Source organism: Massilia sp. AB1, from assembly GCF_018119385.1.
Classification (GTDB): Bacteria; Pseudomonadota; Gammaproteobacteria; order Burkholderiales; family Burkholderiaceae_D; genus Telluria.
In genome coordinates this window covers 17,325-31,028 of the sequence record NZ_JAGKSG010000047.1, presented here as the reverse complement: position 1 = coordinate 31,028, position 13,704 = coordinate 17,325, and the positions used below count along the sequence as shown (strand labels likewise).

Annotated in this window: 13 protein-coding genes; 7 read left to right on the top strand and 6 right to left on the bottom strand. The window is 66.2% G+C overall.

The genetic code is table 11. The annotated features are described in order from the left end of the window. Positions 1 to 54: 54 nt before the first annotated feature. Positions 55 to 840 (bottom strand): hypothetical protein, encoded by a 786-nt coding sequence (locus J8847_RS20340; protein WP_211526530.1) that lies wholly within the window; start codon positions 838 to 840, stop codon positions 55 to 57. 106 nt (positions 841 to 946) lie between these two features. Between J8847_RS20340 and J8847_RS20335 the strand changes: the two genes are divergently transcribed. After that, positions 947 to 1,804, top strand: coding sequence for a hypothetical protein (locus tag J8847_RS20335; RefSeq protein ID WP_211526529.1), 858 nt, complete (start codon positions 947 to 949; stop codon positions 1,802 to 1,804). A 5-nt stretch (positions 1,805 to 1,809) separates the two neighbouring features. Here the strand turns inward: J8847_RS20335 and J8847_RS20330 are convergent, their stop codons facing one another. Then, positions 1,810 to 2,835: an asparaginase gene (locus tag J8847_RS20330; RefSeq protein ID WP_211526528.1), complete on the bottom strand. Its 1,026-nt coding sequence runs from the start codon at positions 2,833 to 2,835 to the stop codon at positions 1,810 to 1,812. A gap of 445 nt (positions 2,836 to 3,280) precedes the next feature. Here J8847_RS20330 and J8847_RS20325 point away from each other — a divergent pair, with 445 nt between their 5' ends. Beyond that, positions 3,281 to 3,673, top strand: coding sequence for a hypothetical protein (locus J8847_RS20325; RefSeq protein ID WP_211526527.1), 393 nt, complete (start codon positions 3,281 to 3,283; stop codon positions 3,671 to 3,673). Here J8847_RS20325 and J8847_RS20320 read toward each other — a convergent pair. After that, on the bottom strand, positions 3,659 to 4,525 hold the full coding sequence (locus J8847_RS20320; RefSeq protein WP_211526526.1) for a pirin family protein: 867 nt from the start codon (positions 4,523 to 4,525) through the stop codon (positions 3,659 to 3,661). The genes J8847_RS20325 and J8847_RS20320 overlap by 15 nt on opposite strands. A 129-nt stretch (positions 4,526 to 4,654) precedes the next feature. Between J8847_RS20320 and J8847_RS20315 the strand changes: the two genes are divergently transcribed. The 5 genes from J8847_RS20315 to J8847_RS20295 all read left to right on the top strand — a co-directional run bounded on the left by J8847_RS20315 (position 4,655) and on the right by J8847_RS20295 (position 11,763). Beyond that, positions 4,655 to 6,175 carry a dipeptidase gene (locus J8847_RS20315; protein ID WP_211526525.1) on the top strand — a complete coding sequence of 507 codons (1,521 nt, stop codon included), beginning with the start codon at positions 4,655 to 4,657 and terminating at the stop codon, positions 6,173 to 6,175. 385 nt (positions 6,176 to 6,560) lie between these two features. Next, the gene (gene galT / locus J8847_RS20310) at positions 6,561 to 7,742 is read left to right on the top strand and encodes a galactose-1-phosphate uridylyltransferase (RefSeq protein ID WP_229429735.1); all 1,182 of its coding nucleotides are present in this window, start codon (positions 6,561 to 6,563) and stop codon (positions 7,740 to 7,742) included. Next, positions 7,739 to 8,845, top strand: a complete 1,107-nt coding sequence (locus J8847_RS20305; RefSeq protein ID WP_211526524.1) for a Xaa-Pro peptidase family protein — start codon at positions 7,739 to 7,741, stop codon at positions 8,843 to 8,845. Before galT ends, J8847_RS20305 begins: the two co-directional genes overlap by 4 nt. A 1-nt stretch (position 8,846) precedes the next feature. Then, positions 8,847 to 9,944, top strand: a complete 1,098-nt coding sequence (galK, locus tag J8847_RS20300) for a galactokinase (RefSeq protein WP_211526523.1) — start codon at positions 8,847 to 8,849, stop codon at positions 9,942 to 9,944. Further along, positions 9,931 to 11,763 (top strand): glycoside hydrolase family 2 protein, encoded by a 1,833-nt coding sequence (locus J8847_RS20295; RefSeq protein WP_211526522.1) that lies wholly within the window; start codon positions 9,931 to 9,933, stop codon positions 11,761 to 11,763. The genes galK and J8847_RS20295 overlap by 14 nt, the downstream gene beginning before the upstream one ends. A gap of 169 nt (positions 11,764 to 11,932) precedes the next feature. Here the strand turns inward: J8847_RS20295 and J8847_RS20290 are convergent, their stop codons facing one another. The 3 genes from J8847_RS20290 to J8847_RS20280 form a co-directional block, all read right to left on the bottom strand. Then, positions 11,933 to 12,394 (bottom strand): hypothetical protein, encoded by a 462-nt coding sequence (locus J8847_RS20290; RefSeq protein ID WP_211526521.1) that lies wholly within the window; start codon positions 12,392 to 12,394, stop codon positions 11,933 to 11,935. A gap of 161 nt (positions 12,395 to 12,555) precedes the next feature. Continuing rightward, positions 12,556 to 12,954: a VanZ family protein gene (locus J8847_RS20285; protein WP_211526520.1), complete on the bottom strand. Its 399-nt coding sequence runs from the start codon at positions 12,952 to 12,954 to the stop codon at positions 12,556 to 12,558. A 69-nt stretch (positions 12,955 to 13,023) separates the two neighbouring features. After that, positions 13,024 to 13,344, bottom strand: coding sequence for a hypothetical protein (locus J8847_RS20280; RefSeq protein WP_211526519.1), 321 nt, complete (start codon positions 13,342 to 13,344; stop codon positions 13,024 to 13,026). Between the last annotated feature and the right edge of the window lie 360 nt (positions 13,345 to 13,704).

Below are 13,704 nucleotides of genomic sequence, written 5' to 3'. Positions count from 1 at the left end.
GGGACTCGGCGTCCCCCTCGGCCGGAACCCAAGTTTCTCCGCACACCGAGAAGGTTAGCCGCTAGCCATCAGCACCCGCATCTGCTCCAATAACTTCTCCCGGGCGAGATCGATCATCTCCCCATTCGTCTTCCCCGACAAGGCCTCCTTCTCCTTCTTTCCGAGGAAATACGCGACCCTCTCCGCATTCGCCCCTGAAGGATGCGGCAAGCCATGCAATATCCGATCCCCACGCAGCACCCCTTGCCGCGCCAGCCAGTCCAGTCCTTCGCTCACGCTCGCTCCCATCGGGATATACACTGCGTCCGGCAGCATCGCCGCCTCGTGCGCGAAATAGCGCAGCATCTCCTCGCGCAAAAACGCCTGCCTGGGCATCGCCGGCGTCCCGCTGTAGTTCTTCCCGTCGACGAACACCGGATGCCGCAGGATCGCGCTCACCTGCACCAGCGGCGCATCCACATCGAACAAGGTGGCGCAACTGGCGATCCCCAGCCAGCGCTGCACACCGATCGCATCCAGTAGAGCCACGAAGTTCGGCCGGATCGCCCCGCTGAACGCCCCCGTCAGGCGCGCCGCGCGCAAGCTGGCCTCGACCGTGGCCCCGGCCGTCATCTGCCGCTGCGTTTCGCGCATCGCATTCTTCCACTGCACGAAGCCGGGCGAGATCCCGACCACGACCACGCGCGCGGCGGAGTTCACCGACTCGAAGGGAATATAGTAGCTGCTGTAGCGCCCCTCGCGCGCCAGCAGGAAGCTCTCGGGGATTTCGGAAGGCGAGCCGACCCGCGCCAGGTCGAGCGTGCGGATCGCCTCCAGGTAGCGTTCAAACAGGATGTCCATGGCGTCCATTGTGCCAGCTTGCGCTTCGCGTAGCGCGACCGTACGCGCCCGGAATTTGGTAGGCTAGCGCCATGGCCGGCCGCAGAGCCGGCGAGGGGAGAAGATCATGGCGCAAGTGGCGTTGATCACGGTGCACGGCATGGGGGAGACCCCGCCGAACTACGCGGACGAACTGATGGCCTCCGTACGCACCCGCCTCGGCACGGTGGCGGAGCAGGCGGTGATGCGCTCGGTGTACTACCAGAAGATCCTGCAGGACAACCAGCAGCTGGTGTGGGACCGCACGCGCTCGCAGAGCACGGTCCGCTACGACGACCTGCGCAAGTTCGTCCTCTATGGCTTCGGCGATGCGGCCGGCCTGGAGAACCGCAAGGAGATTCCCGGCTCGGTCTACGAACTCGCCCAGGGCGAAATCGCGCGCGCCCTGATGTCGGCGCACGCGGTGCGTCCCGGGATGCCGGTGGTGTTCCTGGCGCAGTCGCTGGGCTGCCAGGTGTTGTCGAGCTATATCTACGATGCCCAGAAGGCGGCCGCCGGCAAGCCGGTCGGCGCCGGCATCTGGCGCAATATCGACGCCTGGGCCCAGCAGGCCTATGGGCGCGCACTGACGGCCAGCGAACGCGGCTTCATCGGCGCCGGCACCTGCGCCGGCATGATCACCACCGGCTGCAATATCCCGATCTTCGTCGCCGCGCACAAGGAGATGCACATCATCCCCATCGCTCCGCCCACCAGCCTGTTCAAGTGGATCAACTACTACGACCCGGACGACGCCCTCGGCTGGCCGCTGCAGCCGCTCTCGGGCGGCTACCGCGCCCTGGTCGAGGACCGCGCCATCAACGCCAACGCCGGCGTGCTGAGCATGGTGCTGAAAAGCTGGAACCCGCTCTCGCACAACCTCTACTGGCAGGACGACACGGTGCTGGACGCCATCGCGGCCATGCTGCGCAGGCTCGCGGCCTGAACCCGTCAGCCCGCCCGCTGCAGCGTGAACAGGGGCCGTACGTCGCCGGCAACCGTGCCGCGCGCGTTCCTGATGGCCGGCTGGCGGTAGCGCTCCAGCAGCGCGCGGCGCGCATCGTCCAATAGCCCAAGCTGCTCCAGCACGCTGTAGGTCGCGGGATGCAGCGCGCGGCTGGCGCCGTCCTGGATCTTGATCGCGATGCCGATCCCGGCGGAGCGGATGCCGATCGCCTGCACCGCATCCGCGCCGATCTTCGCCACCCAGTCGCCGCCGCCCGCCGTCATCCAGAACAGGTCGGTGCGCTCCTCGCCCGAGACCATGTCCGGCCGCCCGGTCATCGCGTCGAACAGGACGCCCATCGCGCCGCCGAGCTGCGCGTCGGCAGGGCCTTGCGCCAGGCGTGCATACAAATGCGCCAGGCGCGACAGCGGCATCGCGTAGTTGGGCGCGGAACAGCCGTCGATCCCGGACGGCATCTGCTGGGCCGGCAGCCCCGCGGCGTCGGCCAGGGTGCTGAGGATGGCCTGTTGCAGCGGGTGCGCGCGGTCGACATAGCCCTGGGTCGGCGCCCCACGCAGGCGGCACCACGCCAGGAAGCCGCTGTGCTTGCCGGAGCAGTTGTGATGCAGCTGGGTCCAGGTGCGGTCTTGCGGCGCCGGCTGGCCCATGGCTTCGTAATAGAGCGGCGTGGCGCAGCCGCATTCGAGATGGCTTTCGTCGAGGCCGATCTTGCCAAGGATGGAGCGCACGCCGGCCAGATGGCGCTCTTCGCCGGAATGGCTGGCGCACAGCAGCGCGAGCTCGTCGCGCGTCAGGCCGAAACGCGCGGGGCCATCCGACAAAATGAAGGGCAGGGCCTGGAAAGGCTTGAGCGCGGAGCGCGTAAATGTGGGGTAGTGCGGGTCGCCCGCCTGCCACAGCAGGCGGCCGCGCAGGTCGACGACGGCGACCGAACCGGCGTGCACGTTTTCGACGGCAAAGCCGCTATCGGGATAGCCGCGCGTGGTCGCGGCGAGGGGAACTGGTTGCATGAGTCGGAGCGATGAAAGTGTGGACAGCGACACTCTACGGCATCGCGAGACATGCAGACGCACGCTCCGCGCGAGGATGGGTGTATCGCTAACGGAGCCTTTATCTACAGGCTTTCTGGCCAGATCGGCATGCGCTTGAACAAGCATATACAGCTTGCGGGGCGCAGCAGGAAGCGCGCTTCGCGACACATCTGTACGGCGTGCAGACATCGCATGGGCGCGCCTGTATGCATCCCTCCGTCTGGTCCCCGTTTTTCGCAATTCGTCGCACGAATTCCGCGCTTCGGTCCAAGCTCGCTTGTCAGCGCGGGTGGCGTGGCTACACTGTCTACATCGCCAGACAACACACAGCAGCGCTGGCGAAACTGAACAACGTGGGACCTGCGACCGCAAGACCAGCCGCCAGGTCCGTTATTTGGATTTCGACCTGAAAGGAAGCTTTATCATGCGCATCAAACACCTCGTCCTCTTCGCCGGCGCCGCCGTCCTGTCCTTCACCGCTGCCGCCGCCCCGCAAGGCGCCGACACCGGACGCGTGGAAGTGCGCGCCAGCCAGCCGAAACAAGTACACATGAAGCCGCGCATGTTCGACCGTGTGCAAGGCGACTATGCGCTGGACGATGGCCGCGTGCTGACGGTATCCGAAATGGTCAAGGGTCAGCGCCGCGTCCTGACCGCCGACCTCGGCGATGGCCCATCGGAAATCATCCACGTGGGCAAAGGGAAGTTCGTGGCGGTCGACAAGGACGTCCGCTACGCCTTCACCGGCGCCGACGTCCCGGATGAGGTGGTGGTCAGCACCGGCGCCGGCAAGGCGCTGGCCTTAGCCAAGCGCTGAGCCAAAGCGGCCGGCCTGGTAATCGGCGACCGCCTGCGCGATCTCGGCGCGGGTGGTCATGACGAAAGGCCCGTGGGCGACCACGGGCTCGCGAATCGGTTCGGCATGGCCGAACAGCAGCAGGGCGCCGGATTCGGTGTGCAGGTCGACTGCCTCGCCATCGTCGCCCAGCTCGACAAGATGGTTTGCGTTGACGAGATCGCCATGGCGGCCCACGGCGATACTTCCACGCACCACGTACAGGAAGACCTTGCGCGGCGGCGCGACCTTCGCATGGAAGTGTCCGCCCGCCCGCATTTCGAGCGTACTCATGAACACGCCGGTCAGGGACTGGATCGGCGCCGGCGTGCTCTCCCATTGCCCCGCGATCAAGTGCAACGTGACCTTGCCCTCATCCAGGGGCAGGGCGGGGATTTCTTCTTCCTGCAAACCTACATAGGCCGGCGCGCTCATCTTCAGGCGCGAAGGCAGGTTGACCCATAGCTGCAGGATCTCGACCGGGCCACCCTGGTCGAGGAAATCGCGCGGCGACACTTCCGCATGCACGATGCCGCTGCCCGCGGTCATCCATTGCACGCCGCCCGCACGGATCACGCTTTCGTGCCCCGCGTTGTCGCGGTGCGCCAGGCTGCCCTCGACGATGAAGGTCACGGTTTCGAAACCGCGGTGCGGATGCGGCCCGAAAGGCAGGCCGCGGTTGTGCGGCGGATAGGTTTGCGGACCGTGGTGATTGAGGAAGAGGAAGGGATCGATCCGCTCGAGCAGCGGGCCCGGCAAGGGCCGCCGCGTGACCAGGTCGCCGATGTCGTCGCGCTGTGCGGGGTGGATGCGCAGGATGCTCTTGTCGCTCATGCCGGTTTCCTGAAGAGGTTCAGTGATCCCACTAAGATAGCCGGAAGACCGGATCACGCGCGCACGCCCCCTATGCTAGACTCATTGCGCTTTTGCAATCACAGCTTTTGCACTGGAGACTGGCAACACATGATTCGAACAACACTGCTTGCCAGCCTGCTGCTGGCGTCCGCCGCCGCAGGCCATGCCGCACCCGTCAATACCAACGCGCCCAGCGAGCCCGCCGTCAAGGCCGCCAAGTACGCGGTCGCCACCTACCAGAACGACATCGTCGACACCCTGGCCAGGCTGGTCAGCTACAACACGGTGGCCGATCCCAAGGTCCCATCCGACAAGAACCCGGTCCACATTGCCTTCAAGACCGCGCTCAAGCAGGAAGCCCAGCGCCTGGGCCTGGACTACGCCGACCACGGCTGGGTCGTGATCGTTGGACTGGGCAGCGGCAGCGAGCGCGTCGGCGTCATTACGCACGGCGACGTGCAGCCGGTCGATCCGAGCAAGTGGAAGAAGTCGCCCTTCGTGCTGGACCGCACCAGCGAGCCGGGCAAGCTGCTGGCGCGTGGCGCCGAGGACGACAAGGGACCGATCGCCACCGCGCTGTATGCGATGAAGGCGATCAAGGACCGCCAGGTGCCGCTGTCCAAGCGCATCGAACTCTATGTGTACATGGGCGAGGAATCGGACTGGGGGCCGCTGGTCGAGTTCCTCAAGACCCATGAGCCGCCGCAGATGAACATCACCCTCGACGCCGAATATCCGGCGGTGACGGCGGAGAAGGGCTATGGCACGGTGGCCGTGACCGTTCCGAAGCAGGGCGCGGAAGCGGCGCCGGAAGGCGCGCCTTACGTGGCGGAATTCGGCGGCGGCTTCTTCGGCAGCCAGATCCCGGAAGACGCCCAGGCAGTGATCGCCAACGCGACCCCGGAACTGGAAAAGCTGATCCGCGCACGCGGCGCGAAGCAGGATGGCATGCGCTATACCTACGAGTGGCAGGGCAAGAACCTGGCCGTGCGCGCCAAGGGCGTGTCGGCGCACTCGTCCAAGCCGGAAGACGGCGTCAACGCGATCAGCATGCTGGCCGATGCGCTGGCGGTGCAGGACTGGCCGAACACGACCGCCGGCGGCGTGGTGAACTACCTGAACGATATGGTGGGGACCGGCATTCATGCCGAAAAGTTCGGCAACATCGCCTACCGCGACGGCTTCATGGGACCAATGACCTTCGCGCCCACCGTCATCAAGCAGCGCGACGACGGCATCGAAGTGTCGATTAACATGCGCCGCCCGCAGGGCAAGAGCACCGAGCAGCTGACCAATGAAGTGAACGCCGCGCTGGCGCAATGGCAGGGCCGCCGTCTGCCGCTGGCCAATATCTCGGTGCGCATCAACGAACCGTGGGTGCAGAAGAATCCGCCGCAGCTGCCGACCCTGATGGGCGTGTTCTCGTATTTCACTGGCATGAAAGATCCGAAGCCGGTCGCGGTCGGCGGCGGCACCAATTCGCGCCTGTTCCCGCATGCGGTGAGCTTCGGGCCGGCGATGCCGGGCAAGGTCTATACGGGGCACTCGGAGCATGAGTTCATTACGACCAAGCAGTTGCTGCTGAATCTGCAGATGTATACGGCGGTGCTGGTCGAGCTGGCCAAGTAAGCAGACTTCTTTCGCTTCTCCTGACGTGGGCGGTCATCCAGTCTCGTGGACTGGGTGCCGCCCACGCTGCATTTGGGCTGGCCCTTGCCCGTCTTCGGTCGCTCTACGCTGCCCGTTTCCCGCAGAAAATTACCGATCTACCAAGCTCGATGTCCGCTGCTGAGCCACTGCTCAGCCTGTAAGTGTTTTTCGCGCCAAAATGTGTAAATAGTTCTAATCATCTTGTAGGAATAGAACTACAACAGAGGGCGGTATGAGGGCAAGTCAAAGCGCTCTCCCTAGGAGAGTCAAGTAGTTGCGTCCAGGGGCTCCCAGCCTCGGCCGACAGGGTCATTGACGCTCGGAAAATGACTCCGTTCTGCCCGGAAAATGTGGCGAAAACAGCATGTTAGGATCGGTCATTAACCGCGATCGCAGCGAATCGACCTCGCTTGCCTTCGCGCCGGACGTCACCGACAACTTATTGATTGCCATGCACAGTAAAGACCTCAAGAAGCCGGACGGACGCAATCTCACTCTCTACAGCAACCAGCCGATCCCGGACGGGCTTGTCGCGCCCAGTCCCTTCGCCGATCCCCAGCACGCCAATCCGCACCTGCGCTGGCATCCGCTGCGCGGCGAGTGGGTGACCTATGCCGCCTTCCGCCAGAACCGCACCTACCAGCCGCCGCCGCAATACAACCCGCTGGCGCCGACCAGGGATCCCGAGCATCCGACCGAAATGCCGGCCGGCGACTACGAGATCGCGGTGTTCGACAACCGCTTCCCATCGCTGGCGCTGGAGTCGCACGACCCGCCGACCGTAACGGTGCCGACCGCGCCGGCCAACGGCCATTGCGAAGTGGTGGTGTTCACCCAGAACCCGGACCGCGGCCTGGCCCACCTGCCGCTGTCGCGCATCGCGCTGCTGCTGCAGGTATGGGGCGACCGTACCGTGCGCATCGGCAGCCAGCCGCACATCCATTACGTGCTGCCGTTCGAGAACCGCGGCGCCGAAGTCGGCGTGACCCTGCACCATCCGCACGGCCAGATCTATTCCTATCCCTTCGTGCCGTCGGTGCCGGCGCGCATGCTGGCCCAGGAGCGCGAATACTTCCTGCAGCACGGCACCAGCCTGCTGTGCGACATGGCGCGCGATGAAGCCGCCGACGGCAAGCGCGTGCTCTACCAGGATGACCACGCGATCGCCTTCGTACCGGCCTGCGCCCGCTATCCCTACGAGGTCTGGGTGATGCCGACCGCGCCGTGCAAGGATTTCGCGGCCCTGACGCCGCCCCAGCGCGAGGGGCTGGCGCGCGCGCTCAAGACCGTGCTGCTCAAGTTCGAGAACCTGTGGAACCGCCCGTTCCCTTACCTGATGGCCTGGTACCAGGCGCCAACCGATGGCGCGGACCATCCGGAAACCCAGCTGCACTGCCAGTTCTATCCGCCTTACCGCACCCGCGACCGCCTCAAGTACCTGGCCGGCACCGAGCTGGCGGCCGGCATGTTCGCCATGGACGTGCTGCCCGAAACCACCGCTTATGAGCTGCAGCAGGTGGAGGTAAACCTGGAGGAGCCCGCATGAGCGGCCCCCTCGACGTGCGCAGCGCCGAGGTCAGCGACAAGCTGGCCGCGCTGCGCGCCGTCCTCCAGCAGACGGGCGCGGGCGCGATCCGGCTGCGCGGCATGGACTGGTTCGCCTGGATCACCGCGGGCGGCTCGAGCGCCGTCCTGCACGCGGCCGAGACCGGCGTGGCAGAGGTGCTGGTGACGCCGGAGGAAGCCTGCGTACTCACCGACGAGATCGAAGCGGAACGCCTGCGCAACGAAGAAGTCCCGCCGGGCTTCACCTTCCATATCGAGCCCTGGGCCGAGCCCGAGCTGCGTGCCCGCTTCGTGCTGAACGCCGCGGGCGGGCGGGCCGTGCTGTCGGACCGCCCCAACCATCTCAACGGCACCCAGGAGCAGCCGCTGCCGCTCGGGCTGCGCCAGCGCCGCATGGTGCTGGGGCCGGCGGAGCAGGAGCGCTACCGCGTGCTGGGCCGCGAAGCGTCCGAGGCGATGAGCGAGGTGCTGCGCCGCGCGCGCCCGGAATGGACCGAATACGAACTGGCCGGCGCCGGCGCCGAGGCGTTGTGGCGGCGCGGCATCCATCCCGCGCTGGTGCTGGCGGCCGGCGAACGGCGCCTGCCGCTGTACCGCCATCCGACGCCGTCCGGCGAGCGCATCGGCCAGCGCGCCATGCTGGTGTTCTGCGCACGGCGCCACGGCCTGTACGCGAACCTCACGCGCTTTGTGAGCTTCGGGCCGGCGCCCGACGGGCAGCGCGCGCTGATGGACGTGGAGGCGACCGGCCTGGCGGCCGTGATGCCGGGCAAGTCGCTGTCGGCCGTGTACCACGCGCTGGCCCAGGCCTATCACCATGCCGACCGCGAGAGCGCGATCCGTGAGCACCACCAGGGCGGCATCACGGGCTACCTGGCGCGCGAGATCGTCGCCACCGCGAGCACCGCCACCCAGCTGGAGCAGGGCATGGCGTTCGCGTTCAATCCCAGCTTCGAGGGACTCAAGATCGAAGACACCTTCCTGCTCGGCCCGCAAGGGCTCGAGAATCTGACGTTCGACCCGGCCTGGCCGGCGCTGGACGTACATGGCCGCAAGCGGCCGCTTTGGCTGGAGGCGCAATGACATGCTGACTACCGACACCTTTTTTGGCGGCGCGCCCGAGGTGAACGCCTCGGCACCCGGACGTGTCAACCTGCTGGGCGAGCACACCGACTACAACGACGGCTACATGCTGCCGGCCGCCACGCCGCAGCGCACGCTGGTGGCGATGAGCCGCAGCGGCGACGACCATTTCCACTTCTATTCGCCGACCATGGACGCCACGGTCACCTTCGCGCGCGACGGTAATGCGCCGCAGGGCTACGGCAGCTACATCGAGGGCTGCATCCGGCTGGTGCAGGCGGCGGGCATCGAGGTGCCGCCGCTGCGCGTCTATGTCGAGACCAACCTGCCGGTCGGCTCCGGCCTGTCGTCCTCGGCGGCCCTCGAAGTGGCGACCCTGCGCGCCATGCGCGCGCTGCTCGGCTTTCAGCTCGACGACGTCAAGCTGGCGCAGATCGCGCAGCGCGCCGAGATCGAATATGCACACGTGAACTGCGGGATCATGGACCAGATGGCGTCCAGCCTGGCCGACCAGGAGACCATGCTGTTCATCGACGCGCGCACGCTCGAGCACCGCCTGGTGCCGCTGCCGGTCGATGCGGAAGTGATCGTGATCGACTCGGGCGTGGCGCGCAAGCTGGCCGCCAGCAAGTACAACGAGCGCCGCGCCGAATGCGAGGAGGCCGCGCGCAAGCTGGGCGTGCAGGCGCTGCGCGACGTGACGGACCCGCAATCGGTGGAGAGCCTGCCGTCGCCGCTGCGCGAGCGGGCGCGCCACGTGGTGCAGGAAAACCTGCGCGTGCTGGAAGCGGCCGGCGGCGTGAGCGCCGAGCGCTTCGGCGAACTGATGAATGCGTCGCACTTCAGCCTGCGCGACGACTACGAGGTATCGATCCCCGAGCTCGACGAGCTGTGCGAAGCCTTGCGCGCGGCGCCGGGCGTGCTCGGGGCGCGCCTGACCGGCGCCGGCTTCGGCGGCGCCTGCGTGGCCCTGTGCCGGGCCGGCCACGCACAAGAAGCCGCCGCCATCGCGCTGGCGGCCTACAACAAGCATGGACGACAGGGCCGGATCCTGGTTCCGGTTCCGACTGACAGAAAGGACAACAATGAATCAGTTTGAATACCCCCGTCCTCAGCTGGTGCGCGACCAGTGGCTGAACCTGAACGGCAAGTGGCGCTTCTGCTTCGACGACGAAGGCCGCTACAGCATGCCGGACGGCGTCGCCGAATGGACCCATGAGATCACCGTGCCCTTCGCGGTGGAAACCGAAATGAGCGGCATCCAGGACACGGGCTTCCACCGGGTCTGCTGGTACGAGCGCGACTTCGAGCTGGCGCCCAGCGATGGCCGCACCATCCTGCACTTCGGCGCGGTCGACTACGCGGCGCGGGTGTGGGTCAACGGCCAGCTGGTGGCCGAGCACGAAGGCGGCCACACGCCTTTCTCGGCCGACATCACCGGCGCCATGAAGAAGGACGGCAAGCAGACCGTGACCCTGTGGGTCGAGGACGACCCCGCCGACCTGGCCAAGCCGCGCGGCAAGCAGGACTGGCTGCTGGAGCCGCACTCGATCTGGTACCCGCGCACCACCGGCATCTGGCAGACCGTGTGGGTGGAGCAGGTGGCCCCGACCTACATCGCCTCGCTGCGCTGGACCCCGATCTTCGAGACCTACGAGATCGGCTGCGAAGTGTTCGCCGCCGGCGACATCCAGCAGGAGCTGTTCGTCGAGGTCAAGATCTGGCACGGCGAGCAATTGCTGGCGGACGATTACTACAAGCTGCTGGCCGGCGAGGCGAACCGCAAGATCGCGCTGTCCGACCCCGGCATCGACGATTCGCGCAACGAGATCCTGTGGAGCCCGGAGCGTCCGACCCTGCTGGACGCCGAGGTGACCCTGCGCTGCGGCGACGTGGTGCTGGACCGCATCCGCTCCTATACGGCGCTGCGCTCGGTGTCGATCAACCGCGACCGCTTCATGCTCAACGGCCGTCCCTACCAGCTGCGCCTGGTGCTCGACCAGGGCTATTGGCCGGAATCCTTCATGACCGCGCCGTCCGACCAGCACCTCAAGCGCGATGTCGAACTGGTCAAGCTGATGGGCTTCAACGGCGTGCGCAAGCACCAGAAGATCGAAGACCCGCGCTTCCTGTACTGGGCCGACCGCCTGGGCCTGCTGGTGTGGGAAGAGATGCCCTCGGCCTACCGCTTCAGCTCGCGGGCCATCACGCGCATGGTGCGCGAATGGACCGAGGCGATCCAGCGCGACTACAGCCACCCCTGCATCATCGTGTGGGTCGCCTTCAACGAGTCCTGGGGCGTGCCGAACCTGACGCTCACCCAGGCGCACCGCAACGCGGTGGAGGCCTTGTACCACCTGACGCGCACGCTCGATTCGACCCGTCCGGTGATCGGTAACGACGGCTGGGAAGCCTCGGCCACCGACATCCTCGGCATCCACGACTACGACGCCGACCCGGAAAAGCTGCAGGCGCGCTATGCGGTCACCGATCCGGTGCGCACCCTGTTCGATCAGCGGCGTCCTGGCGGCCGCATCCTGACCCTGGACGGCTTCCCGCACCGTGGCCAGCCGATCGTGCTGACCGAGTTCGGCGGCATCGCCTACGATCCGAAGCAGGATCCGGAAGCGGACAAGTCGACCTGGGGCTATACCCGCGCGCACACGGCGGAAAGCTTCCTGGCGTCCTACCGGCGCCTGCTGCAGGTGGTGAACGAGACCTTCATGTTCAGCGGATTCTGCTATACGCAGTTCACCGATACCTTCCAGGAGGCGAATGGCCTGCTGAACGCCGACCGCACGCCGAAGCTGCCGCTGGAAGTGATCAGCGCGGCCACGCGCAACATCAGCATGCAGCGGCGCGATCCCGAACCGACGGGCGACCCGGCCATGCCGGAGGGAACGCAGCAGCATCCCTGAGCGCTGGATGCGGACACAGCCCTGTTCCCTGCACCCATGTGCAGTGAGCAGGGCTTTTTCTTTGGGCGATGCTGAAGCCGGGGCCGATGCGAAACGGCAAGGCGCCGCCTCACGCCTCATCGACGAGGCGTGGCTGCTTGGTCTCGAGCGCGGCGGCAGGCGCTGGGCGTCATCGATGGATGACGCCGCTTTCCACGTGCACCCGGTCTCCGCTGCGGAAGTCGGGGATGGTGTCCTGGGTGAGAACCTGCGTGCTGCCGTCATCCATGCGCACGGTGATGCGGTAAGCCTCGCCCGCCCCCGAGCTGCCGGTGGTGCCTGCCGTGCTGCTGCCCACCGCGCCCGTGGCGGCGGCGGATTTCGGCACCGGCTCGATGGCCAGGACAGTGCTGTTCGGCATGCTGTTCGGCATGCTGGTCGCGCCTGCCTGGGGCTGGCCGGCGCTGCTGGCGGTACCGCTGCCCATGGCGCTGCTGGCGCCCGCTTGCCCGCCGCTGCTGGTCGAGCTGCCCAGGGTGCTGCCGCCTGTTTCGCCGGCGTCCTCCGAGCTGCGCATTCCCTTGCAGCCGGACATGGCCAGCGCCACCGCCAGCAAGCCCGCCAGGACCACGCTCTGTTGTTTTCGGTTCATGATCGACTCCTCGTGTTATCGGTTCAGTGGGTGTGCGTGACGATGCGGCGTGCCACGCTGTTAAGAGGCACGAACACCGCTGGCGTTCCAGCTGACTCGGGTTGGAGAGGGATTAGATCAAGAGGACAGCAAATGCACGGAACTTGCCCCGTGCATTTCGATCACTGCTGGCGTGCCGGCATGGCTTTCGCCAACCACAGGGCGAGGACGGTGGAGGCGATCGAGGCCGCGCTGACGTCGACCAGCCAGTCGCGGATGTCGCCCGAGCGGTAGGGCAGGAAGCTCTGCACGAACTCGTCGCAGGCGCCCATCAGCGCCACCGCCAGCACCGCCTTGAGCGCGCGTACGGCGACGTTGCCGGTGCTGGCGAAGAACCACAGGCTGGCCAGGAAGGCGTAGGTAAGTCCGTGCAGCACGAGTCCCGACGCGTAGAAGCCCACCTCCTTGCGCGCGCCGGGGATCGAGCCGGCGATCAGGACGCCAGCGAACAGGGCCAGCGCAACGCAGCGCAAGACACGGCGGTACTTTGGATCACTCAGGAGCGAGAGCAGGGCGGGCATGGCAGGCAAGGCTGGGAAAACCCCAACGATACCATGCCGTGCAGGCCCTTGCCCACACGCTCCTTCCGCTCAAATAGTCAAAGCGGAGGCGCCGTTGGCGTAATGGGCGTCGAAACAGGACTCGCAATCGGCGCAGAACAGATGGGCGATGCGTACGCTGGTCTGGCGCAGCACGAGTTTGAGATGGGTGTGCCGGCACTTGGGGCAGACTTCGCGCACGTTGCCAAAAGTCAGGAGATTGAGTGGCACATTGTCGCCGTCGAGTTGATCGACCACGGCATGCGGGTGCAGTTCGCTGAGGACCAGGTCGCCGGCCTGCTGATGGCGCCGGCTGGGCGCGGAGTCGTTTCCGGGCGAATGCGATGCGGGTTGAGGTACACGTAAACTCATAGGACAAGCTCCCCTTTATCGTTTCGTCGACCGCAGCTTCCGCTCTCTACAGCTGAGAAAATCGGAAGTGCGAGCTTCATGATAGCCAAATCAGGGGCGGCTTCAAGCTCTACCGCAACTTTTTTTCCGCATGTTTCTGCTCAGCAGAAAAAAATGCCCACCAGTAAGCGATGGGCACAACCCAAGATCGGGCCAAGAGACGCACAATCCGGTTGGTGTGCTGCGCCCCCGGCGCACCACACCTGCTGCAACCACGCATATCGGTTACGTGTGTCGCAGGTGAGTTCAGTATAGGGTTCGAGTATGACGAAGCTGTGACAGGCATCAAACGCGCGCGGGGCGTGGGAACTTCGCATGAAC

Excerpts from the sequence above, each read along its gene's own strand:
- galT (WP_229429735.1), top strand. The coding sequence starts at position 6,561 with ATGTTAGGATCGGTCATTAACCGCGATCGCAGCGAATCGACCTCGCTT.
- J8847_RS20340 (WP_211526530.1), bottom strand. The coding sequence starts at position 840 with ATGGACATCCTGTTTGAACGCTACCTGGAGGCGATCCGCACGCTCGAC.
- J8847_RS20325 (WP_211526527.1), top strand. The coding sequence starts at position 3,281 with ATGCGCATCAAACACCTCGTCCTCTTCGCCGGCGCCGCCGTCCTGTCC.
- J8847_RS20320 (WP_211526526.1), bottom strand. The coding sequence starts at position 4,525 with ATGAGCGACAAGAGCATCCTGCGCATCCACCCCGCACAGCGCGACGAC.
- J8847_RS20285 (WP_211526520.1), bottom strand. The coding sequence starts at position 12,954 with ATGCCCGCCCTGCTCTCGCTCCTGAGTGATCCAAAGTACCGCCGTGTC.
- J8847_RS20305 (WP_211526524.1), top strand. The coding sequence starts at position 7,739 with ATGAGCGGCCCCCTCGACGTGCGCAGCGCCGAGGTCAGCGACAAGCTG.
- galK (WP_211526523.1), top strand. The coding sequence starts at position 8,847 with ATGCTGACTACCGACACCTTTTTTGGCGGCGCGCCCGAGGTGAACGCC.
- J8847_RS20335 (WP_211526529.1), top strand. The coding sequence starts at position 947 with ATGGCGCAAGTGGCGTTGATCACGGTGCACGGCATGGGGGAGACCCCG.
- J8847_RS20295 (WP_211526522.1), top strand. The coding sequence starts at position 9,931 with ATGAATCAGTTTGAATACCCCCGTCCTCAGCTGGTGCGCGACCAGTGG.
- J8847_RS20280 (WP_211526519.1), bottom strand. The coding sequence starts at position 13,344 with ATGAGTTTACGTGTACCTCAACCCGCATCGCATTCGCCCGGAAACGAC.
- J8847_RS20315 (WP_211526525.1), top strand. The coding sequence starts at position 4,655 with ATGATTCGAACAACACTGCTTGCCAGCCTGCTGCTGGCGTCCGCCGCC.
- J8847_RS20330 (WP_211526528.1), bottom strand. The coding sequence starts at position 2,835 with ATGCAACCAGTTCCCCTCGCCGCGACCACGCGCGGCTATCCCGATAGC.
- J8847_RS20290 (WP_211526521.1), bottom strand. The coding sequence starts at position 12,394 with ATGAACCGAAAACAACAGAGCGTGGTCCTGGCGGGCTTGCTGGCGGTG.